The organism is Paenibacillus terrigena DSM 21567 (genome assembly GCF_000374845.1).
GTDB lineage: Bacteria > Bacillota > Bacilli > Paenibacillales > Paenibacillaceae > Paenibacillus_K > Paenibacillus_K terrigena.
Genome location: NZ_KB895413.1, coordinates 45,281 through 68,621 on the forward strand (window position 1 = coordinate 45,281; position 23,341 = coordinate 68,621).

Consider the following 23,341-nt stretch of genomic DNA (forward strand, 5'->3'; position numbering starts at 1 on the left):
TAATATAATTTGATATTCATATTTAATCATGGGTGAGGGAGTGGATTGAAATGAAGAATCCGTTTTCATTAGACGAGAGTCAAATTCAGAACATCGAACAAAAGTTTGAAATCAAAAAGAAATTGGCGCAAGCGAAAGAAAAGGAACTTTTTGATGTTTTAGAGCAGCCAATGAGTGAGGAAGAACGGTTCGCGCTTAAGTTTTTATATGCTTATATGCCATTAAATGATTTGGCGGATTATGACGCAGAGCTCTTCTTGAGCCATGTACGAACTTCCATTGAAATTCGGAATAAGGTACCTTGGGGGCATCAAATTTCGGATCACCTGTTCCTTCACTTTGTCCTGCCGTATCGAGTCAACAATGAGAATATTGAAGATTGCCGCGGTTGGTTCTTCGATCAAATCTTTGATCGCGTGAAAAATCTATCGATGGAGCAAGCGATTCTGGAGATTAATCATTGGTGTCATGAAAAGGCGACGTATATCGGAAATGACCCAAGAACCGTATCGCCACTTACCTTGATTCGCACGACACTCGGTAGATGTGGGGAACAGTCCACGCTAGCAGTGGCAGCGCTTCGCAGCTTAGGTATTCCGGCACGTCAATGTTATACACCGCGCTGGGCGCATTGTGATTCCAACCATGCATGGGTCGAAGCTTATGCGGATGGAACATGGTATTTCCTAGGGGCTTGCGAGCCTGAAGCAAGACTGAATGAAGGGTGGTTCCGTGCGCCTGCACTGCGTGCGATGTTAGTGAACACACGTGTTCCAGCGAACTACCCAGGTCCAGAGGAAGCGACTTTATCCGAGATGTGGTACACCGAAATCAATGTTCTTCCGACATATGCGGAGAGCAAGAAAGTTACGATTACGGTGAAGGATGAGCAAGGGGCAGCCGTTCAAGGCGCGAAGGTTCAATTCCAGCTCTATAACACGGCAGAATTCTTCCCCATCGCGACAATTACGACTGATGAGCAGGGACAGGCGTCACTTACAACAGGTTATGGGGATTTGTGGATTCATGCAGTGAACGGCAATCGATGGGGAACGAAGAAGCTTCGTGTCGCGGATGCGAGTGAGATGGAAATCTGTATCGTGGAGCAGTCTCCTGAGAGCGGTTTCTTGGAGTTCGATATGGTGCCTCCGATGGAACAACCGGACTCAGCCAATACGGGGATTACCGAAGAAGAGAAGCAAGAGAATACGCGTCGGGTGCAAGAGGGTGCCGCCATTCGTGCTTCCTATGAGCATACCTTTGTGAACCAAGAGCAGGCAGAAGCACTCGCAGCAGAGCTAGATTTACCGTCGGCAAGGGTCTGGGACATGCTGAGCAGAGCGCGCGGGAATAGCCATGAAATTGCAGCATATTTGAAGGAGTTTACACCACAATTCGGCGAATGGTCCCTTAAGCTGCTCGAGAGTCTGAATGTCAAAGATTTAACGGATACGTTCCGCAATGCTCTGGAAGATCACTTGGTGAATGCATCCGCATTCGCTTCTACGCATGAGGATGAGACGTTTATGCGGTACATTCTGTGTCCGCGAATCAACACGGAGATGATTGTACCATTCAGAGCATTCTTCCTATCGCAATTTACAGCGGAGGAGCAGGAGCAATTCCGTCAGAAGCCGGTTGCACTTGCACAGTGGATTGCAGATCATGTGGAAGTACTTGAGAACTATAACTACTACCAAGGATCTGCGACACCGCGCGGCAGCTTTGAACTGCGTAAGGCTGATCGTCTGTCTGTCTATCTATTATTCGTTGCGATGGCGCGCAGCTTCGGTATTCCTGCGAGACTTGATCCAAGTGAGCGGTTGCCTCAATTTATGGAAGCGGGTGTATGGAAAGAAGTGACTTCGATTCTCGTAGGTGACATGGATCCGGTCGAAGTGCTCAGTGAGAACGACGGAGGATACATTAAGCTACACCAAGCTGAAGGCACAACAATGGAGTATTTCCGCAACTTCTCGATTGCTAGATTTGATAACGCTGTCTATAAGACGCTGCAATATCCTTACGGCAAATCGGATTGGAACGGCGAAACGCTAGAGGTGAAATCCGGGTCTTACCGCCTGACAACGGGTACACGGTTAAGCAGTGGTACTGTGCTCATTCGGATGCATATGTTTACGGTTGAGCCAGGCCAGACGATCGAGATTACGCCTGTCTTCCGTGAAGAAACCATCGAGCTTCCTGTACTCGGTGAAATAGATCCGCAATTGTCACTTAGCTTCCTCTCAGGAGCTGCAAGTGCAGCGAAATCGCTGGCTAAAGATGGTGGCATGCTGCTCGCATGGATCGAGCCGGATCGGGAACCATCGAAGCATCTTATTCGTGAATTGCGTGAGCTTACCGCAGAATTCGAAGCATGGGGCGGCCCGATTAGTCTTGTCATTAGCGAGAATAACCGGACAGCAGCGTTTGATCCAAGCGCGTATGCAGATCTTCCAACCAAGACACAATTCGCAATCGATGCGGAGGATGCTGGTTTGATTCAGGTAACGGGGGATGCCGAAGCCGCACAGTCGCAAAGTCTGCCGCTTGTATTCGTCATTGACCAAGAGGGACAGATTCGTTACAAATCTGCCGGATATAAATTAGGTATTGGTAGAGAGGCGCTGCAAGTGATTAAGGGGATTAGCGCGAGCGTTGTGCATTAATAGATGGTGACATAAGACGACTTTTTGACCACATAGGAAAAGATAATACCTTTCCTATTGGCGATAAAACCACCCTCTAATCGCGGTCGTTCTGCACTGAAATGACTTCGATAGAGGTTTTATCACTTCCTCTAAGTGTGATAAAATGGTTATATTTGTAGATGGACGAACGACTGGACGTGATGATTTTGGAATCGGAAAATAAACCACTCTATATGCGAATTTTGGGCGATTTGCAAGAGAAGATTCGTACGGGGCAATATGTGCCGGAGCAGCAGCTTCCAACCGAGGTGGACCTTGCGGAACAATACGGCGTGAGCCGGATTACGTCCAAACGTGCCTTGATCGAATTAGAGCGGGAAGGTCTGATCTACCGCAAACGCGGCAGCGGAAGCTATGTGAAGCATCCGGAAGACGCGAACCTAGCTGGGGAGACGGGAAGTCCGGTAGCGCATCGGATTATTTCGATGGTCCTACCCTACATGGCGACGAGTGAACTCGATTACATCAAGGGAGCGCATGATTATCTGGATTCCAAAGGATATTTTCTTACGATTCACAATAGCAATTGGAAGAAAGATAAGGAACGTGAAATTATAACGAAAATCCCGAAGAGCGGCCCAAGCGGGATCATTCTCTATCCGATCAGCACGATTAGTAATATCGACGTGGTGCATGCGATCTATTCGAACGATTTTCCGATCGTGACGATTGACCAATATTTCGATAGTCTACCGATCAGCAGTGTTGTATCGGACAACTTCGAGGGAGGATACCAGACAGCGAAACGGTTAATTGAGCTGGGACACGAACGTATTGCGTTCGTCTCAAGCGTCAGTGTCGAATACCGAAGTTCGGTAAGGGATCGATACTTGGGTTATTGCAGAGCGCTGAAAGACCATCGTATTGTCATTGATACTGAGCTGTTGGTCACGGATTTCCATACGGAGATGTATTCGCCGCATGCGAGTACATTCTATAACACGCTGATCGATCGACTGCTGGATTTGGATGTGACCGCGATTCAGACGGAGCATGACCATCTTGCTGTGGATCTGGTTCGGTGTTGTCTAGAGAAGGGTATTCAAGTGCCGGAGCAGCTCGCCATTGCTGGATTCGATGATCATGATGTATCCCGGCAAGCCGAAGTACCTGTGAGCTCCGTTGCCCAGAATTACTATGCGATCGGATACGAGGCTGCTCGGACGATTGTTCAGCGTATTGAACAGCCGGAGCTAGAACCTCAACAGGTGAAAGTGCCTATTCGCTTGATTGAGCGTGAATCGACAGGGCAGCCTTCGAATTTATCGGTGTAATGGTATGATATAGGGTGTTAACGACCAAGGGTAAGCCTTCTCCAAGGTGCGATATGCATCAAGGAGAAGGCTTATTTTATGCGTAATTAACGAAATTAAATATACTTAATATTTATTTTTTTAAAAAAGGTATATCTAATGTATTTACAAAATTTGTACTCCTCCGTATAATACAGATTATGGAACACAGTTGATATAACCCGTTGTTCCAATTTCTTTAACTGGATATGTAAGCGTTTTTATTAAGGACGCTAATTATCGGTTAGGGAGGAAGTCCAAATTTATCAGATCGTGGGGGATTCAGATGAAAGCGCTTAAATTTACTTCGTATTTCTTAACGCTCATGTTGATCGTGAGTGTGATCGGCTGCTCTAAGGGCACCGACACGAAACCGGCTGCAGAGCCAGCAGCACAGCAGGAAGACACAACGAAGACTGAGCCTGCGCAAGAAGAACCAGCTGCAACAGAGAAGAAATTCGATTTGAATGGTCAGACCGTGAAGATTGGTGTGTGGTGGGACGATGCTGATCCTCGCACGATGAAAGAAAAAGGCCCTGCAGAAGAAGCACAGATCAAACTGATCGAAGAAGCAGAGAAGAAGTATAACGCGAAGATCGAATTTGTGAAATTCGGCGACTATGGTAAATACGTGGAGAACTTCACGGTGACTTCCCTATCTGGTGAACCGTTCGCGGATATCGTGAGATTGGAATTGTTCTGGGCATTCCCTCAGCTAGTAAACAAAGAATTCATTCAACCGCTTGATGAGTGGATCGATGTGAAGGATGCGAAGTATATCGATTGGATGAGAGTGGGCGGCAGCTACAAAGGCAAGCAATACGGCATCGTCGATTCCGCGCCATCCCCATACGGTATTTTCTACAATAAGACACTTGTTCAGAAGCTTGGTCTAGAAGATCCATATGAGCTTCAACAAAAAGGTGAATGGACTTGGGATAAGTTCCGTGAGTTCGCGAAGAAAGCAACACAAGATACGAACGGCGACGGCAAAACAGATGTATGGGGTCTATCCGGTGCTTACGGCAAGCTCAAAGCTTTCACAGAGCAAGTGGTATATACCAATAAAGGTTCTGTAGACAAGGATGAGAACGGCGAAATCAAGTTCTCGTTGAATGGTCCTAACGCAGTTGAAGCATTGCAATACGTATCGGATCTATTCAATGTCGACAAATCGATTCAACAACCGATTCCAGACGATGCAAGCAAAGAGTTCATTGCAGGTAAAGGCGTTATGTATTCCGGCTTCAGCTGGGAGCTTGGCGGATTCGTTGAGAACATGAAAGGTCAAGATTTAGGCTACGTGTTCTTCCCGAAAGGTCCGAAAGCAGATAAATATGTATCTTACACACCGTTCGGCAACATGTGGATGGTATCGAAATATTCCAAGAATGCAGAAGCAGCACTTCATATCATTGACGAAATTAGCTTGAACGAAGCGGGAAGAAAGCTGTCTGAAGAATCCTGGCAGACTTCTTATCCGAACAAAGAGTCAATGGATACGCGTAAGCAAATGGCAGGTAACATTGACTACATTTCCTACTATGCGATTCCAGACGGTGAGAAATTGTTCGAAGGCGTTGTGAAGGAGATTACGGAAGGTAAAGTATCTCCAGCAACAGCAATTGATAAAGCGAAACCACAATTCGAAGCGAACATCAAGAAATTGTTGGATTCAAGCAAATAACATCAAATTTGAACGACCTCTAAATTAAATTCCGCTCTTGATATGATCCCCTAATCCTGTCCCAGCTCGCTGGTTCTACGGTGATTAGGGGAATTGCTTAAGAGGAGGGGGAAAATAAACGTATGCGTCGATCTAGCAAGAAAACAGTATTCATCCTTGTAACTTGTATAGCTATAGCATGCACACCTCTTTGGTGGGTAGGCGGGGAGGCGCAGCAAGTCGCATCTGCGGAAGGCAGCGGTGGCCTGGATAAGGCGCTTTTATCAACCTTAACCGGAACGAGCAAGAAAGGCAGCTATCGAGAATATGCAGCATCGTACAAACAGGCGAATCGCCCAAGTGAAGATATTGTCATTGAAGCGGATTCCTTTCGTCGGACGCAAAATATGAATGTGACCGTATTTGATCGCTATGAAGGAACGACGGGGAAGTCTGTGCTTACCTCGGATTCGGGTTCCATCGAATGGAAGTTCTCCGTCCCACAAGACGGCTTATACAACATTGGGTTGAACTACTTCACGGTTAAAGGCAAAGATTCAGATATTGAGCGGGAGCTGCGAATTGACGGAAAAATTCCTTTTACCGAAGCGAATAGTATCACGTTCCAGCGGATCTGGAAGGATGAGAGCGCGACGTTTGAGCGCGACGAGCGCGATAATGATCTGCTGCCGTCACAAATCGAAGTTCCGATGTGGCAAGACATGCTGTTGAAAGATGCGACAGGCTATGTGGAGGAACCGTATCTGTTCTATTTCACGAAAGGGGAACACGCCCTGTCCTTGACTTCGGTGAAGGAACCGCTTGTCATTCGATCGATTAAGCTGACAAATCCGCAAATAACGCCGTCTTATGAGACGATCGCGAGAACATATAAAGAGCGTGGTTACAAGCCAGCACAGCAAGAGATGAAAATTCAAGCTGAGCATGCATCTTATAAATCTTCGCCGACACTCCTCGCGTACAATGATCATTCAAGTCCGGCGGTCGAGCCGTTCCATGTGTCCAAGCTTCGTAATAATGCGATGGGCGGTTGGGGTTGGCGGCTGCCAGGTCAATGGATCGAGTGGGAGATCGATGTTCCCGAGGATGGATTATATCAAATTGCGCTGAAAAATCATCAGAACTACCTGCGCGGCATGGCTGCACTGCGAACCTTGTACATTGATGGACAAGTGCCGTTCGAAGAAGTACGCCATGTCCCATTCCCTTACAACACGGATTGGCAGATGACGGTGCTCGGCAAGGATGCCGAGAATCCGTATGAATTCTACCTGACCAAAGGGAAGCATAGCATTCGGTTTGAAGTTACTTTAGGCGATTTGGCGCCGATCTTGACGGCGGTCGAGTCCAGCATTCTGGAACTGAACGCGATGTACCGCAAGATTATCAGCTTCACGGGTACGGTACCGGATACGTTCCGGGATTACCAGTTGGAGCAGCGGATTCCCGATATGGCCGAAGGCTTCAAGAAACAGAGTGAGCTTTTGAATCGCGTTGCGAAGGCGCTAACCGGACCGGATGGCAAGAACGATGACCGGACGGCGATGCTCAATACGCTGGCTTATCAGCTGCAAGATATGGCAGATCGCCCTGAGACGGTTCCGAGCCGTGTCGATCAGTTCAAGACAAATGTCGGTTCATTGGGCGCATGGCTCTTATCTGTCAATGAACAGCCGTTAGCGATTGATTATCTGATGGTCAGTGCACCGAAGGCGAAACTGCCGAACCCTACAGCATCGACATGGTTGTCGCTGAAGTCAAGTACGATGGCGTTTGTCGCTTCATTCTTCGAGAACTATGACGACTTTTCGGAAGACAAGAGTGATAAGTCGGTTACCGTGTGGATTACCTCGGCGCGAGATCAAGCGCAGACGGTGAAGAAGCTCATCGATGATACGTTTACACCGAAGACTGGAATTCCGATCAATATCAAGCTCGTCTCATCCGATATTCTACTGCCGTCCACAGTGGCAGGCGAAGGCCCTGATGTGGCGCTTCAAGTCGGCAATGAGCTGCCTGTGAACTATGCGACGCGGAATGCGATGCAGGATCTATCCGTCTTCCCGGATTTCGAACAAGTCAAATCCAGGTTCAATCCGAGCGCGATGGTCCCCGTATCGTATAACGGAGGGTATTATGCGCTGCCTGAGACTCAGACCTTCCCGGTTCTATTCTATCGGAAAGATATCTTGGAAGATGAGCTGCACCTGAAAGTACCGCAGTCATGGGATGATGTCTATGAAATGCTGCCTGTGCTCCAGAAGCATAATTTGGAATTCGGACTGCCCCAGAGAGGGCTGAACACGTTCGGAAATGATGCAGGAACGACAGACATTATTACGATCGGACCGAATCCGGCGCTCACCATGTTCCTCTACCAGCATGATGGTGAACTCTATCGAGATAACGGGATGCACAGTGGACTCGATTCCGAGACGGCGGTTCAGCAATTCAAGAAATGGACCGATTTCTACGTGAATTACAAGATTCCAATTCAAGCGGACTTCGCGAACCGATTCCGTACCGGGGAAATGCCGATTGGGGTCATCGACTATACGATGTATAACAAATTATCCGTTTTTGCCCCAGAGATCAAAGGGCTGTGGGCATTCGCACCCGTCCCGGGCACCAAGACAGCGGATGGCAACCTTCGCCGTGAAACGGGCAGTGGCGGTTCCGCGACCGTGATGTTCAAGAAGACGAAGAACAAAGATGCCGCTTGGGAATTCATGAAATGGTGGACGAGTAAAGAAACGCAAATCGCCTTCGGACGCCAAATGGAAATTCGTATGGGTGCTTCCGCACGATACCCAACAGCGAACCAAGAAGCGCTGTCTGCACTACCTTGGCCAACCAAAGATTTCAGTATCCTCAAAGAGCAAATGAGCTGGGTTCGAGGTGTACCCGAGGTTCCAGGCGGTTACTTGACAGGTCGTAACATTGAGAATGCGTTCCGCCGTGTTGTTGTGCAAGGGGACGATGCGCGCGAGTCACTCGAATACTACGTTCGATACATTAATGAAGAAATTATGCTCAAGCGTCAAGAATTCAATCTTCCTACTGAGAAATGAGGGGGTCAACCTGAAGCAGACCGTCATGAATCCGAATCCGATCGGGCCTCCTGAGACAGGAAGTCCTAGCAGAGTGGTAGCACTTCGAGCGTTACCCGCTAGAATTGGTCGATTATTTCGCGAAATGAAAAAGAATAAGCACGCTTACGCACTCATTGCGCCTTACTTTTTAATTTTCGGCACTTTTACCGTATTTCCGGTATTGATGTCGCTCGCACTTAGTTTTACGAGCTTCAATATGTTGGAGCCCCCGAAGTGGGTTGGATGGCATAACTATGCGAGATTGTTCGTCCAAGATGATATTTTTCTCATCGCGCTCAAGAATACATTGCTATTCGCCCTAATTACGGGACCGATCAGCTACATGGCTTGTTTCTTGTTCGCTTGGCTGATTAACGAATTGCCGCCGAAGCCGCGAGCACTACTAACGCTGATCTTATACGCTCCGTCGATCTCGGGGAATACGTACTTGATCTGGCAGACGTTGTTCGCGAGTGACTCGTACGGATACGCGAACTCCTTCTTAATGAAGTGGGGCGTCATTATGGAGCCGATTCAATGGCTGCAGGATCCGCGATTTATGCTCGGTATTCTTATTCTCGTTCAGCTCTGGCTAAGTCTTGGTACGTCCTTCCTAGCGTTCATCGCAGGATTACAGAATGTTGACCGCACGCTATATGAAGCGGGAGCGATTGACGGTATTCGTAATCGGTGGCAGGAACTTTGGTTCATCACGCTGCCAGCGATGCGTCCACAGTTGTTATTCGGTGCGGTTATCCAGATTACACTCGCTTTCTCCGTCGCGGAGATTTCTATCTACATGATTGGATTCCCGAGTGTCGACTATGCTGCGCATACGATTGTTACGCATTTGGTTGACTATGGTTCGATTCGGTTCGAAATGGGTTATGCATCCGCAATCGCAACAGTCTTGTTCACCATGATGCTCTGTACGAATCTCCTGACACGGAAGCTGCTGGGAAAAGTGGGTGAATAATCAGATGAATATGAAATTGAAAATGACAAAGCGACTGAATCGTTCGTGGGCTGTCGATATTATGCTCTTCCTGCTGCTCGGCGGCGTGGCATTCTTCATGGCGATTCCGCTCATTTTTACCATTAGTAATGCGTTCAAACCGATCGATGAGATTTTCGTGTTCCCGCCCAAAATGCTCGTGCGTCATCCGACGCTCAAGAACTTTACGGATTTGGTCAATATTTTCTCAGACTCATGGGTGCCGTTCTCACGTTACGTCTTTAATACGTTCTTTATTGCGATCACGGGTACAGTTGGTCACGTTATTATTGCTTCCGCTGCAGCATATCCGCTCGCGAAGATCCGCTTTCCTGGGCGTAACTTCTTGTTCAGTCTCGTCGTGATGTCCCTGATGTTCACGGCTTATGTGACGCAGGTGCCGAACTATATGACGATCTCTTGGCTCCACTTGATCAATACGTATTGGGCGATTCTACTGCCATCCTTCGGGATGACACTTGGGCTGTATCTGATGAAGCAATTCATGGAACAAATTCCAGATGCCTTGCTCGAAGCGGCGAAGATCGATGGTGCGAGTGAATATCGGGTATTCTGGACCATTGTGATGCCGATCGTCAAGCCTGCTTGGTTGACATTAATTATTTTCTCCTTGCAGAGCTTATGGACGAACGGCTCGGTGACCAGCCACAAGTACATTTATAGCGAGCAGTTGAAGACCGTTGACTATGTGTTCGGACAAATTGCAAGCGGAGGTCTGGTACGCACAGGGCCGGTAGCCGCCGTTACCTTGCTGATGATGTCCGTACCGATCATCGTGTTTATCGTGACACAGAGTAACATTATGCAGACGATGTCCACATCCGGTCTGAAAGAGTAGATAGGGGGGAGCCACTTGAAAAGAATACTTGCCTTGTTGTTCGCCATGACGCTCTTCGCCGGATATGCTATTCCAGCAGCACAAGCTGCACCTGATGAAACTTACAATTATAACTATTGGGGGCAGACTGTTCCGGCGCCCAGCCCTTATGAAGAGCAGCAAGTGATGTATGGAAGAGACTGGGGCGTCAAGGATTTATCTTCTCCACAGGATGTCTATGTGGGGAGCAATCGTCACATTTATATTGCTGACACAGGCAATGACCGTATTATTGTCCTGAATGATAAATTCGAAGCTGCGCGTATCATCTCAGAATTCGAGCATGATGGAAAGAAAGATACATTCAACAAGCCTGAGGGCGTGTTCTATAACCGCTATGACGATCATTTGTTCATCGCAGATACGCAGAACAAGCGGATCGTTGAATTGAATGAGAAGGGTGAATTCATTCGCCAGATCGGTGATCCGAAATCGACCTTGATTCGGCAAGGGTTCCAATACTCTCCGATCAAAGTCATAGTCGATAAGGCGCAGCGGATCTATGTGATCAGCCGCGGTTCCTATGAAGGGATCATGGAATTTGATACGGATGGCGGGTTCAATGGCTTCATTGGTACGAACCGTGTCAAGTTCAGTCCTGTTGATTTGTTCTGGAAAAGGATTTCAACAAAATCGCAGCGGGAGCAGATGCAGCTCTTCATTCCGCTCGAATTCAACAACATGGATATTGATGCGGATGGCTTTATCTATACGACAACGTCGGAGGAAAAGTCCGATCAACCCATTAAGCGGTTGAATGCGTCAGGTGTTGATATTTTGCGGGATAAAGGCTATTTCCCACCCAAAGGGGATATCCATACGCTCGATATCGGCAGCGCGCCGGGAAGTTCGATTTTCGTCGATGTTGTATCGGATGAAGGCGGCATCTATAATGCGCTCGACTCCAAACGCGGACGTATTTTCACCTATGATAAGGATGGGAATTTACTCTATGTATTCGGCGGATTAGGAAGCAAGCAAGGGAAATTCCGTACGCCATCCGCGATTGCGATGCTGGACGACAAGCTGCTCGTACTTGACAAGGATTACAATCGTCTATCCTTATTTCAGCCGACACATTACGGCAGCCTTATTCGAGAAGCCGTGATCTCGCTCTATAACGGGCAGGCCGAGAAGTCGACAGCCGCATGGCAGAAAGTGCTCCAGTTGAACGGGAACCTCGAAGTTGCTTATATCGGTATTGGTAAGTCGCTGCTTAAGAACGGCGACAACCATGGCGCGATGAAATATTTCGAGCTGGGTAACAACCGGGAGAACTACTCCGAAGCGTTCAAGCGCTATCGGAAAGAAATCGTCTTCGAATATTTTGGGATGATTGTCCTGACCATTGCGCTTGTCATTGGCGGCAGTATCGCGGCGATGAAGCTAGCAGGCCGTCGTAAAGCTCAGCAGCATTATGTCGATGTCGGATCGGTGAAAAGTCCGTTCTACACGATGGTGCATCCGTTCAACGGATTCTGGGAAATGAAGTACGAGAAGAAAGGTAAACTCAAAATCGTCTTGATTATGGTGGCCTTGCTCGTCCTATTTACGATTATCAAACGGCAATATAGCGGATTCGTCGTCAATTTCAACAATCCGAATGAGCTGAACAGTATTAATGAATTGAAATTTATTATTTTGCCTTTCATCTTGTGGTGCGTGGCCAACTGGTCCTTAACGACATTGATGGACGGCGAAGGTAAATTCAAAGATATTGTGATGGCAACAGGGTATGCCTTGATGCCGTTCATTATTATTTATTTGCCACAGACGCTCTATAGCAATCTGATTACCGGCAGTGAGAGTTCGTTCTATTATATCCTCGATGCGATTGCGCTCATTTGGTTTATATGGCTCTTATTCGTCGGTACGATGACGGTACATCAATATTCGGCTTCGAAGACGGTTGTTACGATGCTGTTAACCTTAGTCGTGATTGGCATTATGGTCTTCCTCGGCGTTCTGTTCTTCAGCATGCTGCAGCAAATGGCCAACTTTATAATCTCAATTTACCGCGAGCTGTCGTTCAGATTCTAGCTGCGCGCGATTGCAACTTAACAAGGAGGGATGAACATGTCCGGTAAGTTGAAAATATCCCTTGGCATCCTGAGCGCCGGAATGGTGATCTGTGGCCTGATCGCGCTAGGCATGCCTGAATCCGATTCGATGGATCACACAGCGCATCAAGCGGTTCAAGAAATCGGAAGCAACACCATCAAGATGAAATCTACCCAGAATGTGAAGACAGCTTCGGCATCGAGTACGGTTGGATCTGGTTCGGAGACGGTTACGGCGAACACGGCTGAAGAGCAAGCCGCGCTTCAGAAGATGAAGCTGGTGACTCAGAATGCATCATTAATGCTCTACGTGAATGAAGAAACGGCAGAGATTGCGGTCAAGGATAAGCGAGACGGATATATCTGGTTCTCCAATCCCGCAGATCGGGATCAAGATCCGATTGCTTCACCACTGTACAAATCCGAGATGTCGGCTCAGCTGCTCGTCGCTTATTACAATAGCAAAGGGCAAATCAATACCTTCAATAGCTTCGATGACAGTGTCAATAAGAAGCAATTTAAGATCACGAACGTAGATAATGGCGTCAAAATTGTCTATCAGCTGGGGAAAATCTCGAAGTCCTTCCCGAACATCCCGCAGAAGATCAGCAAGCAGCGGTTCGATGAGATGATTCTAAGCAAGCTGCCGGATCAAGATGCTCGCGATTCGATGACGTTTAAGTTCAAGCTCGATGAGCAGACCCAAATCTATGAAGTACGTAAATTGAAAGATTTCGTCGCGGAAGAGATCTCTGCGAAGCTTACCGAAATTGGCTATACGAATGAAGAGGCTGCAAAAGACAATGCAGAGAATAGGGTCACGGAAGCAGCTGCTGATGATGGTCCTCAGTTCACGATACCACTCGAGTATGTGTTGGACGGCGATGAGCTCGTCGCTCGCGTACCAAGTAAGGAAATTCAATATGCCAAGACGTATCCGATTGCAACCTTGCAAGTGCTCAAATACTTCGGCGCTGCAGACAAGAACAAGCAAGGCTACATGTTCGTGCCGGATGGTTCGGGTGCACTGATTCATTTGAACAACAACAAGAAGAATACGGAAGCGTACGACATGCCTGTCTATGGGCCAGACGGTACATTCGATGTAAAAGAGCGGATTCAGACTAATGAAGTCACGCGCATGCCCGTCTTTGGGATGAAGCAGAATGATCATGCGATGATCGGTATCATTGAAGCAGGCGATGCCTTGTCTAGTATTACTGCAGATATTGGCGGACGAAATGATTCCTATAATACGGTCGCAAGCAAATTCAGCTTGGTATCAATGGATTTCTACACGTTGACATCGGGTACGAAGACGAGTTCTGTGCCGATGTTCCAGACGAAGCCATATGCAGGCGACTATACGGTCCGTTACGGATTCTTGTCGGGCAGCCAATCCGATTATTCCGGGATGGCGGGAGCGTACCGTGATTATTTGGTGAAGAAGTATGATCTTAAGAAATTAGATGCGAAGCCGGAAGCACCGATGGTACTGGAAGTGGAAGGTGCATTCCAGAAGCAGAAGTCATTCCTTGGCGTGCCATATCAATCAACGGAGTCTTTAACGACATTCGATGAGGCGCGTACGCTGCTAAGCACTTTGAAGGAAAAAGGCATACAACAGGTGGATTTGCGTTATGTTGGCTGGTTCAATGGGGGCATCCGCCATACCTCACCGACTTCGGTCGGGGCTGTAGGAGCGCTAGGCGGCAATGGCGATTTCCGTAAGCTGGTCGATTATGCGAAGCAAGAGAACATCGGGCTGTATCCAGATGTTGCTTTTCAAGAGAAATATAAGGGATCTTCGGATGCGGCGACCTTCTTAGATGGTCAGAATGCCCGGATTTACGAATACGATCCCGTGATGTACGTCAAGGATACACTCAAATTTTCGCATTATTTGTTATCGCCAGCGGTACTAGGGCAGACCGTGGATCGATTTGCTTCTAAATATGCATCGTATGATGTACCTGGCATATCTTTACGCGATTTGGGCAATGAATTGCATTCGGATTTCGCGAAGGATCAGTCTGTGAATCGGCAGGAAGCGCAGCAGATCGTGGTAGAACAAGTAGGCAAACTGAAGCAGCAGACGAAAAATGTCATGGTGGATGGCGGGAACGTCTATACGCTTCCGAGTGTCAGCATGATCGTCAATGCGCCGATTCGCAGCAGTCAGCTGAACATTACCGATGAAGATATTCCTTTCTATCAGATGGCGCTTCATGGGTATGTGGATCTCGCAGGGGAGCCGATGAACGTACAGAATACGATAGATCCAAGAATTCCATTGCTTCGGGCATTGGAGACAGGCTCGAATCTATTCTATCAGTGGTACGCGGCAGATGCCTCGGTCGTCAAAGACTCGGACTACAATGGGTTGTACGGTCTTCACGATCAGGATTGGCTCGATCAAGCGGTTACGAATTACCAAGAAGTCAAGTCGCATTTAGGCGCTGTCCGTCATCAGACCATTACGGCTCATCACAAGCTGGCGGATGGTGTGGTAGAGACTTCATACGAGAATGGAACCAAAGTAATCATTAACTATAACAACACGCCGATACAAGCCGAAGGTCATTCGATCGACGGGCTCGGCTATTGGGTAGGCGGTGAGTAACATGAAGAGAAAAAGTTTGACATTAGAACAGAAAAAAGCTTGGTACGGCGTCTTATTCGCCTCGCCGCTCATTATCGGGATGATTATGCTCTTCTTGCTGCCGCTCATCCAGTCGTTTCGATTTAGCTTAAGCTCGATTCATATCGTAGAGAGTGGATTTGCGACGGAATATAAAGGATTCACGAACTACATCAGTTTGTTTACTTCGAATCCGGATTATCCGCGCAGCCTGACAGAGTCGGTTGCCCATATGCTCGTGAACGTGCCGATCATCATCATATTTAGCTTGTTCGCAGCAGTGCTGCTCAATCAGAAGTTCAGAGGGCGTTCTATTGCCCGGGCAATTTTCTTCCTACCGGTTATTCTCGCTTCCAGTGCCATCGCGAATCTGGATATTAGCAGCTTCGTCGGCGGTACTGCGATGAGTGGAGGCGGGGACGGCGGGGCTAATCTGCTGCAGAGCTTCGAACTCAAGAAGATGCTGCTCGAATCCGGCATGGGACCTGCGATTGTGGACTACATTACAGGTGCAGTCGATCGGATCTACGAGATTATTAGCTCCTCGGGTGTGCAGATCCTGATCTTCCTTGCAGGTCTGCAGTCGATTTCGCCATCGCTCTATGAGGCATCGAAAATCGAGGGTGCGACAGGGTATGAGATTTTCTGGAAAGTGACTTTTCCGATGATGACGCCATTAATTCTAACGAACCTGGTCTACTCTATCATTGATTCGTTCAGCAGCAACAAGATCAATACACTGATTTCGCAGACCGCGTTTAAGACGTTTGATTTCGGGTTAAGTGCGGCGATGTCGTGGGTTTATTTTATCATCGTGGCGATCATCTTGTTCGTATCCACGGCATTGATCTCGAGAAAAGTGTTCTATTACGACTGATAAGGAGGGGCGAATATGAGAGTACAGGCGGCTCGAATGGGTGAATGGCTAAGTAGAAAAAGTCCGCAGGAAAAGGCGAAGCTTTGGACCTGGATTGCTGTTCGTACCTTATTGATCTTAGGTTTTTGTTATATTATTCTATTCCCGCTCTTCCTTCGGATTTCGGTAGCATTCCGGAGTAAGGTCGATATTTATGATCCGACCGTGTTATGGATTCCAAGGCACTTCACACTGGAAAATTTGCAACTCGCGATTTCAGCAACCAAATATGGTTCAGCGCTGCTTAATACGTTCCTGATCTCGTCCACGACGACGATTATTCAACTCGCGACTTGCGCGTTAGCGGGTTATGCTTTTGCGCGGTTGAAATTTAAGGGCAGCGGAATCTTGTTCGCACTCGTTATTTTCACGATTGTGGTTCCGCCGCAGACGATTATGATTCCGCTCTACTTGACGTATCGTTATTTCGACTTGTTCGGGATATTGAAATGGTTCACGGAGAAGGGGCATGTCAACCTGATTGATACGTTCTGGCCATTTCTGATCTCCTCAGGAACAGCTATGGGGCTGAAGAACGGACTATACATTTTTATCTTCCGTCAATTTTTCCGTGGGGTGCCGAAGGAGTTAGAAGAGGCATCGCTGGTGGATGGTGCAGGTATTTTCAAGACGTTCTACCGGATTATTCTGCCGAATGCTCTTCCGGCGATTGTTACAGTGCTGCTCTTCTCCTTCGTATGGCAGTGGAATGATAGCTATTATGTGTCCTTGTTCCTAAGCAAGGTAAAGGTGCTCGCAACCCAATTGACAGATATGGGGCCGGCACTTGGTAAGGAACCGGATCCGGTCTATCAATCGATGCTGCTCAATACAGGCGTGCTGCTCATGATGGCGCCACTGATTGTATTATATTTGTTCGTTCAACGCTATTTCGTAGAAAGTGTGGAGCGTACGGGACTGGTAGGTTAGATAGAGAAGATGACGGGGGGGTTGACGATAAGTTAACCCTCTTAATAACGAATAGAAACGAGGACGATCGATGTCACAGTCCAAAACGGTACATATTATTTCCCATACACATTGGGATAGGGAATGGTATTTGCCCTATGAGAAGCATCATGTCCTGTTGATCAAGCTGATGGATACGTTGATGGAGACGTTAGAACGCGATGAGGATTATCGCAGTTTTCATCTGGATGGTCAGACGATCATCTTAGAGGATTATTTGCAGGTTCGACCGGAAATGAGAGAGAAGCTAGAACATTATATTCGAGAGGGCCGCATTCATATTGGTCCTTGGTATATTCTGCAGGATGAGTTCCTGACGAGCAGTGAAGCCAACGTTCGGAATTTGTTAATCGGGCATCGAGACGCCGCCGCTTATGGAACGATCTCGAAGCTTGGTTATTTTCCGGATTCCTTCGGTAATATGGGGCAGGCGCCTCAGATGCTGAAGCAAGCAGGTATTCACCATGCCGTGTTCGGACGCGGGGTGAAGCCAACCGGATTTAATAATGAGGTCTCGGATGTTAGCGCATATGAATCGCCATATTCTGAGATGTGGTGGGAGTCACCGGACGGCTCTAAGGTGCTCGGTATTTTATTCGCCAATTGGTACAGCAACGGGAATGAAGTGCCAGTGGATCCTGAAGCCGCGAAGACCTATTGGGATAAGAAAATTACGGATGCGGAGAAATATGCTTCGACGCCGCATTTGCTGTTCATGAACGGCTGTGATCATCAGCCTGTGCAAACGGACCTATCGGATGCAATGAAGACAGCAGAACAGCTGTATCCAGGCACAACCTTCGTGCATTCCAATTTCGATGGCTATTTGCAAGAAGTGGAGCGAGCGCTCCCGGAAGATCTTTCAGTTATTCGCGGTGAGCTTCGCAGCCAGCATACAGACGGCTGGTCCACACTCGTGAACACCGCGTCATCGCGTATTTATATGAAGCAGAAGAACCAGCAAGGTCAGACAGCTTTGGAAAAGGTTGCAGAACCGCTTGCTGCGATGGCGTATATGCTTGGACAGAGCTATCCGCACCATTTGTTCAATTATGCTTGGAAGACATTGATGCAGAATCATCCGCATGATAGCATCTGCGGGTGCAGTGTGGATGAAGTGCATGCTGAGATGATGACGCGCTTCGAGAAGAGCAGACATGTGGCGGAAGCGATTGCGGATGAGAGCCTTACAGCGATTTCCAGCCGTGTAGATACTTTGACTTTTGCGGCATATGGATCGGACGCGGTTCCTTTCTTAGTATTGAACACGACAGGTTGGGAACGCAGCGGCAGCTTAACGGTGGAGTTAGAAGTGAAGCGGATCTATTTCCGCAGCGGCATGGATTTTGACAAGATGCGCCAAGAGGTAAAGCAGTATAGCTTGGATGGATTCGTCTTGGTGGATTCGGAAGGTACTCAGATCCCATGTACGATCGAGGATCTAGGTATCCAATTCGGCTATGATCTGCCGGAAGATCAGTTCAGACAGCCTTATTTCGCAAGGTCCGTACGCCTCACGTTCGAAGCGGTGGCGGTGCTGGCGCTTGGTTATCGAACGTATGGATTCGTACGCCAAGAAGGCGCAACGCTAGGTGCGGCTGCTGAATCGCTCATCACAGGATCGAATCAGATGGAAAATGACAAGCTGGTTGTTTCAGTTGAAGCTGACGGCACCTTGACGGTAACGGACAAATCTAGCGGAACAGTCTATTCCGGACTTGGTATGTTGGAAGATACTGGCGATATCGGTAACGAATATATGTATCGGGAAGCGAATGGCGCGGTTCCGATTACAACCCGAGGATTACCTGCGGACATTCGTGTTGCAGTAGATACGCCGTATCGTGCAACAATTGAAATTGTACATGAGCTTGAAATCCCAGTATCTGCGGATGATCTGCTCGAGATGGAACAGCGAGAAATCGTCTGGTTCACGGGCCGTCGCTCTGGCCGTTCGAGCCGTGTGACGACGATGCGTGTCGTTACGTATGTATCACTGGATCGCCATGGCGAAGGCGTCGAGGTCACTTGCTCGTTCAACAATCAGGCGAAGGATCATCGTCTGCGGATGTTGTTCCCAACAGGACTTCAAGTTGGCAGTCATTATGCGGACTCCATCTTCGAAGTGCCGGAACGCAGCAATGCACCTGCCGAGGAATGGAAGAATCCGAGCAATTGCCATCATCAGCAAGCATTCGTTACGGTTGCAGGTGAGGAAGCAGGGCTCACGATTGCGAACCAAGGATTGAATGAATATGAAGTCATTCCAGGTGAAGCGGGAGATGACACGATAGCTGTGACATTGCTTCGCGCGGTAGGCGAGCTTGGCGATTGGGGGTATTTCCCGACACCGGAAGCCCAGTGTCTTGGCGAACATACGGTGAAGCTAAGCATTATCCCATTTGCTGGCTCCGTGACGAGTCGTACGGATGCGGATCCACGTCATGATGCATTTGCGTCGATTGTCCAGGCGCATCAATTCCAAGTGCCATGGTCCACGCAGCAGACAGAAGTGCATGAAGGCAGCTTGCCTGCGGTGCATAGCTTTGCGGTGTGGGAAGGACAGTCACTTGCATTCTCGACGATGAAAGTGGCGGAAGCGAGCGGCGATGTCATAATGCGCTGGTATAATGTATCGACGGATGTTCAAGCGTTGAATGTGACGCTTCGTACGGACGACGAAATCGTGGTCCATCGCAGTGATATTCTAGAACGTCAGCTGGAGCGATTGGTGCAAGCTGAGGATGGAGCGCTTACGGCGCCGGTTCGACCGGCTGAGATTGTGACGCTCAGCTTTGCCAAGCTGGATTAGTAGAGAGTAGTTACAACTTAGAAGGTGAGAGGATAACTTAAAGTCTCTCATCTTCTTTTTTGTTTGGGTATGGATTATTAGCTCGTCGCCCGCACGAATCGTCCGAATAACTGCTAAAAAGCAGTTAATAAGCTCGTCACACGCTCAAATCGCCCAAATAACTGCAAAAAAGCAGTTAAATCGCTCGTTACCCGCACGAATCGCGCAAATAACTGCCAAAAAGCAGTTAATTAACTCGCCACCAGCACGAAACGTTTAAATAACTGTCAAAAAGCAGCAGTTATGTAACTGTTCATACTGTGAGTAAAATTAGCTTTCACACATTAGTCCAATGAACAGCGATCGCACAGATGTCCATTTCACCATACGAGAAGAGTCGATCTGTATCGATTCTATTGGCGATAAGTCAGGATGGAAGCTTCGAGAGGTAGCAAGTTTCGTTCGGGCAGAATTCTATGATACGATAAAAGGAAATTTACCCGAAGAATGATAGAGGAAGGTGCCCTTATGCCCTTTACATTCGCTCACCCTTACTATGCCTATCCCTTAAAATATATCAAACCGAAATACTTCAGCCTAACAGGCCTTGTCCTCGGAAGCATGGCGCCCGATTTCGAATATTTCCTGATGCTGGAACCTTACAGCTGGATCGGTCATTCGATGGTCGGGCTATTCTTCGAAGCCCTCCCGTTATGTACATTACTCGCCCTGATCTTTCATTATATCGTGAAAGATGCCCTCGTGATCCATCTGCCGGCGATATGGCAGTTAGATCAGCGAGCCTACCATATCCGAGGAGCTTGGAGCTTGCGAGGATCGCTAGCGTGGCTGATCTTCCTTGGATCGGTGGTGGTCGGTTTCATAACGCATGTCTTGATCGATGCGTTTACCCATGTTGGCGGTTATTTTGTCGTACGATATGCGATGTTGCGGGAATCGGTCGTATGGAATATATCCGTCTATAAAATTCTTCAGCACAGCCTCTCGTTGCTAGGGCTAATTGTTATCGGCTATGTCATCTTGAGTAACCTATATCGGAGCAATCCGAACAATTCACGTGTAACACCTTATGTGACGAAGAAGAAGAAGCTTCAATACTGGATCATCGTCATTGCGATCGCTCTAGCCGTTACATGTATCAAGTTGTTGTTTACGTCAAGCCAGAACCGACTAGGGATCCTCGTCGTTGCACCGATTTCAGGCTTTTGTGTAGGGCTAATTGTAGCATCGATAAGATCGAAGTTTATCAGACCGATCTGCCAATAATATGAGAGGGGTGCCATAATATGTCCAATGCCAACAATAATATTTCCAGCCTTTACGCACCGATAACAGACGAAGCAATCATCGCAATTGCGAAGGATACCTTCGGATCGGATTGTTGTGTACAGCATATTTCTCTACTCAAGGGAGGGCTATTTAATACGACGTATTTTTTTGAAACCGAAGCACCAGTGGGAAAGTGGGTTTTGCGACTCGCGCCGCAAGACCTTGAGCATTTGTACTCTTTTGAGAAACAGATGATGGCTGTCGAGCCTTATATCTACAACCTGCTTCAGGCAGAGAACATTCCAAGCTCTCACGTGATTCGTTATGATGATTCTGGTCGCTTGATCGCAAGACCCTATTTATTAATCGAGTTTATTGATAGTATCCAGTTGAACGACCCGTCGATTACACCGGAGGAATATACTCGGCTGAAGGAAGAGCTAGGCCGATATACACGTCAAATACATGGGATTACATCAGATCGTTTTGGATGGCCACAGCGGGATGGAACGGTTCGCGGATATACGTCTTGGAGTAGGATGTTGATGGAGCTTAGTGCTGAAGTAGCTGAGAGATGCAGGGCATATCAGGTTTTTGAAGAAAAAGTCTTGAATGAATTTACATCCATCTTCAGCGCGAATTGTGAGCTTTTTGATGAGATTAAAGTGCCGTCCCTTGTACATAATGATCTGTGGGATCCGAATGTTCTAGTTCGTCGGGATGAAGATGGTGAGCTGCATATTGCTGCCCTGATTGATGCGGATCGGGCTGTTTATGCTGACCGTGAGTATGAATTCATCCTTTATGAAAATCACGCAAGCTTTATGAAAGGCTACGGGTATGAACTTTCAATGGACCTTCGTCCTCGTGCACGGCGCACCGCCTATCAAATGATGTTATCTTTTTTATGCACTTTTGTATATGAAGTTCAGCTTGTATTACCTGAGAGCGTCGTATGGTGCAAGCAAGATGCACTGCATCAATTAAAAGCTTTTCAAGAGATCTGGAGCGAAGCAGCGATGGAGGAATGAACTAATCCTATCGAATTCCGTTGTTGCTGAAGAGAGAGTCCATCTGTTTGTGCGAAGGGCTTTTTTTGGGGATACACTAGGAGAACATGTTCCAAGTACAGGAAAAGAAGCTTGAGCGATCAGGCTTCTTTTTTCTGTCGCCGTTCCGTTCCGTCAACTATCCATGATTCCAGATCCGGAGTTCGGGAACTTCCTCGGTCTCGTAGCACATCCGCTCTAATCGTTTCATATCAAGAAGATAGATATATTTCTCGCGAATATCGATCAGCCCTTCGTTCTGGAAGTCACTGAGCGTCTTGGAGATGGATTCACGTGTATTGCCGACCATACTCGCGAGCAGGGCATGATTGAATTTCATATCAATCTTGTAAGCGCCATCGACCTGCTTCCCGAAATTATAATAGAGATCCAGAATTAAGTTGGCGATCTTCGTACGGACATCGAGAAAGGTCAAGTAACGAATCATACGGTTCAGAACGCGGACGCGAGCGAACATAATTTGATAGGCTCTGAGCAGAACAGAAGGATAACGATGAACGATATCTAAGAAATCCTGCTTTGTGATATGCCATGCAACAACAGGCTCTAGCGCTTCGACGGAAGAGACGCGGTATGTGTCACCGGTTAATGCTTCGGCTTCGCCAATGATATCGCCAGGGAGATGAATCCCAATGACGATTTCCCTGCCGTCATGAATCCGGTAGACTTTCACTTTGCCGGTTCGCAGAATGAAGATGCCCTCGTTCTGGTCGTTCTCGAACATGAATACATGATTCTTCTTATATTTACGTTCTCGCAGCAGGGGAGCAATATGGTGTAGTTCGTCGGCGGGGACTTCGGAGAAAATGGGAACCTCTGTCATTTCAATCATTGCAGCAGATCCTTTCCGTAGGAATGTACTAGTAATACTAGAGTCGAATCGGGTTCGCTATTCATTATTATAGCAGATTTTATCTTCGATTGAATGTG

The 23,341-nt window shown here is 47.7% G+C and carries 14 protein-coding genes; 13 read left to right on the forward strand and 1 reads right to left on the reverse strand.

Going from position 1 to position 23,341, the window contains the following annotated elements; all coding sequences use genetic code 11:
• Positions 1-50 precede the first annotated feature (50 nt).
• From C558_RS0104195 to C558_RS0104255, 13 genes are all read left to right on the forward strand, one after another.
• Positions 51-2,669 carry a transglutaminase domain-containing protein gene (locus tag C558_RS0104195; RefSeq protein WP_018754980.1) on the forward strand — a complete coding sequence of 873 codons (2,619 nt, stop codon included), beginning with the start codon at positions 51-53 and terminating at the stop codon, positions 2,667-2,669.
• A gap of 161 nt (positions 2,670-2,830) precedes the next feature.
• Positions 2,831-3,985: a GntR family transcriptional regulator gene (locus C558_RS0104200; protein ID WP_018754981.1), complete on the forward strand. Its 1,155-nt coding sequence runs from the start codon at positions 2,831-2,833 to the stop codon at positions 3,983-3,985.
• Between the two features lie 304 nt (positions 3,986-4,289).
• Complete coding sequence (locus C558_RS0104205; protein WP_018754982.1) at positions 4,290-5,690, forward strand: ABC transporter substrate-binding protein; 1,401 nt, start codon at positions 4,290-4,292, stop codon at positions 5,688-5,690.
• A gap of 122 nt (positions 5,691-5,812) precedes the next feature.
• Positions 5,813-8,761 (forward strand): extracellular solute-binding protein, encoded by a 2,949-nt coding sequence (locus C558_RS0104210; protein ID WP_018754983.1) that lies wholly within the window; start codon positions 5,813-5,815, stop codon positions 8,759-8,761.
• Positions 8,762-8,786: 25 nt separating this feature from the next.
• The gene (locus C558_RS0104215) at positions 8,787-9,758 is read left to right on the forward strand and encodes a carbohydrate ABC transporter permease (RefSeq protein WP_018754984.1); all 972 of its coding nucleotides are present in this window, start codon (positions 8,787-8,789) and stop codon (positions 9,756-9,758) included.
• A gap of 4 nt (positions 9,759-9,762) precedes the next feature.
• Positions 9,763-10,635 carry a carbohydrate ABC transporter permease gene (locus C558_RS0104220; RefSeq protein WP_018754985.1) on the forward strand — a complete coding sequence of 291 codons (873 nt, stop codon included), beginning with the start codon at positions 9,763-9,765 and terminating at the stop codon, positions 10,633-10,635.
• 15 nt (positions 10,636-10,650) lie between these two features.
• Positions 10,651-12,714, forward strand: a complete 2,064-nt coding sequence (locus C558_RS30330) for a YIP1 family protein (RefSeq protein ID WP_018754986.1) — start codon at positions 10,651-10,653, stop codon at positions 12,712-12,714.
• A gap of 36 nt (positions 12,715-12,750) precedes the next feature.
• Positions 12,751-15,357, forward strand: a complete 2,607-nt coding sequence (locus tag C558_RS0104230) for a DUF5696 domain-containing protein (protein ID WP_018754987.1) — start codon at positions 12,751-12,753, stop codon at positions 15,355-15,357.
• Between the two features lies 1 nt (position 15,358).
• Positions 15,359-16,252, forward strand: coding sequence for a carbohydrate ABC transporter permease (locus C558_RS0104235; RefSeq protein ID WP_018754988.1), 894 nt, complete (start codon positions 15,359-15,361; stop codon positions 16,250-16,252).
• A 15-nt stretch (positions 16,253-16,267) separates the two neighbouring features.
• Positions 16,268-17,221 (forward strand): carbohydrate ABC transporter permease, encoded by a 954-nt coding sequence (locus C558_RS0104240; protein ID WP_018754989.1) that lies wholly within the window; start codon positions 16,268-16,270, stop codon positions 17,219-17,221.
• A 70-nt stretch (positions 17,222-17,291) separates the two neighbouring features.
• Entirely contained in the window at positions 17,292-20,072 is a 2,781-nt protein-coding gene (locus C558_RS0104245) for an alpha-mannosidase (protein WP_018754990.1), read from the forward strand.
• 507 nt (positions 20,073-20,579) lie between these two features.
• Positions 20,580-21,338: a DUF4184 family protein gene (locus tag C558_RS0104250; protein ID WP_018754991.1), complete on the forward strand. Its 759-nt coding sequence runs from the start codon at positions 20,580-20,582 to the stop codon at positions 21,336-21,338.
• Between the two features lie 20 nt (positions 21,339-21,358).
• A complete protein-coding gene (locus tag C558_RS0104255) occupies positions 21,359-22,372 on the forward strand; it encodes an aminoglycoside phosphotransferase family protein (protein ID WP_018754992.1) in 1,014 nt (337 codons plus the stop codon).
• 157 nt (positions 22,373-22,529) lie between these two features.
• Here C558_RS0104255 and C558_RS0104260 read toward each other — a convergent pair whose 3' ends face one another.
• Positions 22,530-23,243, reverse strand: coding sequence for a Crp/Fnr family transcriptional regulator (locus C558_RS0104260; protein ID WP_018754993.1), 714 nt, complete (start codon positions 23,241-23,243; stop codon positions 22,530-22,532).
• Between the last annotated feature and the right edge of the window lie 98 nt (positions 23,244-23,341).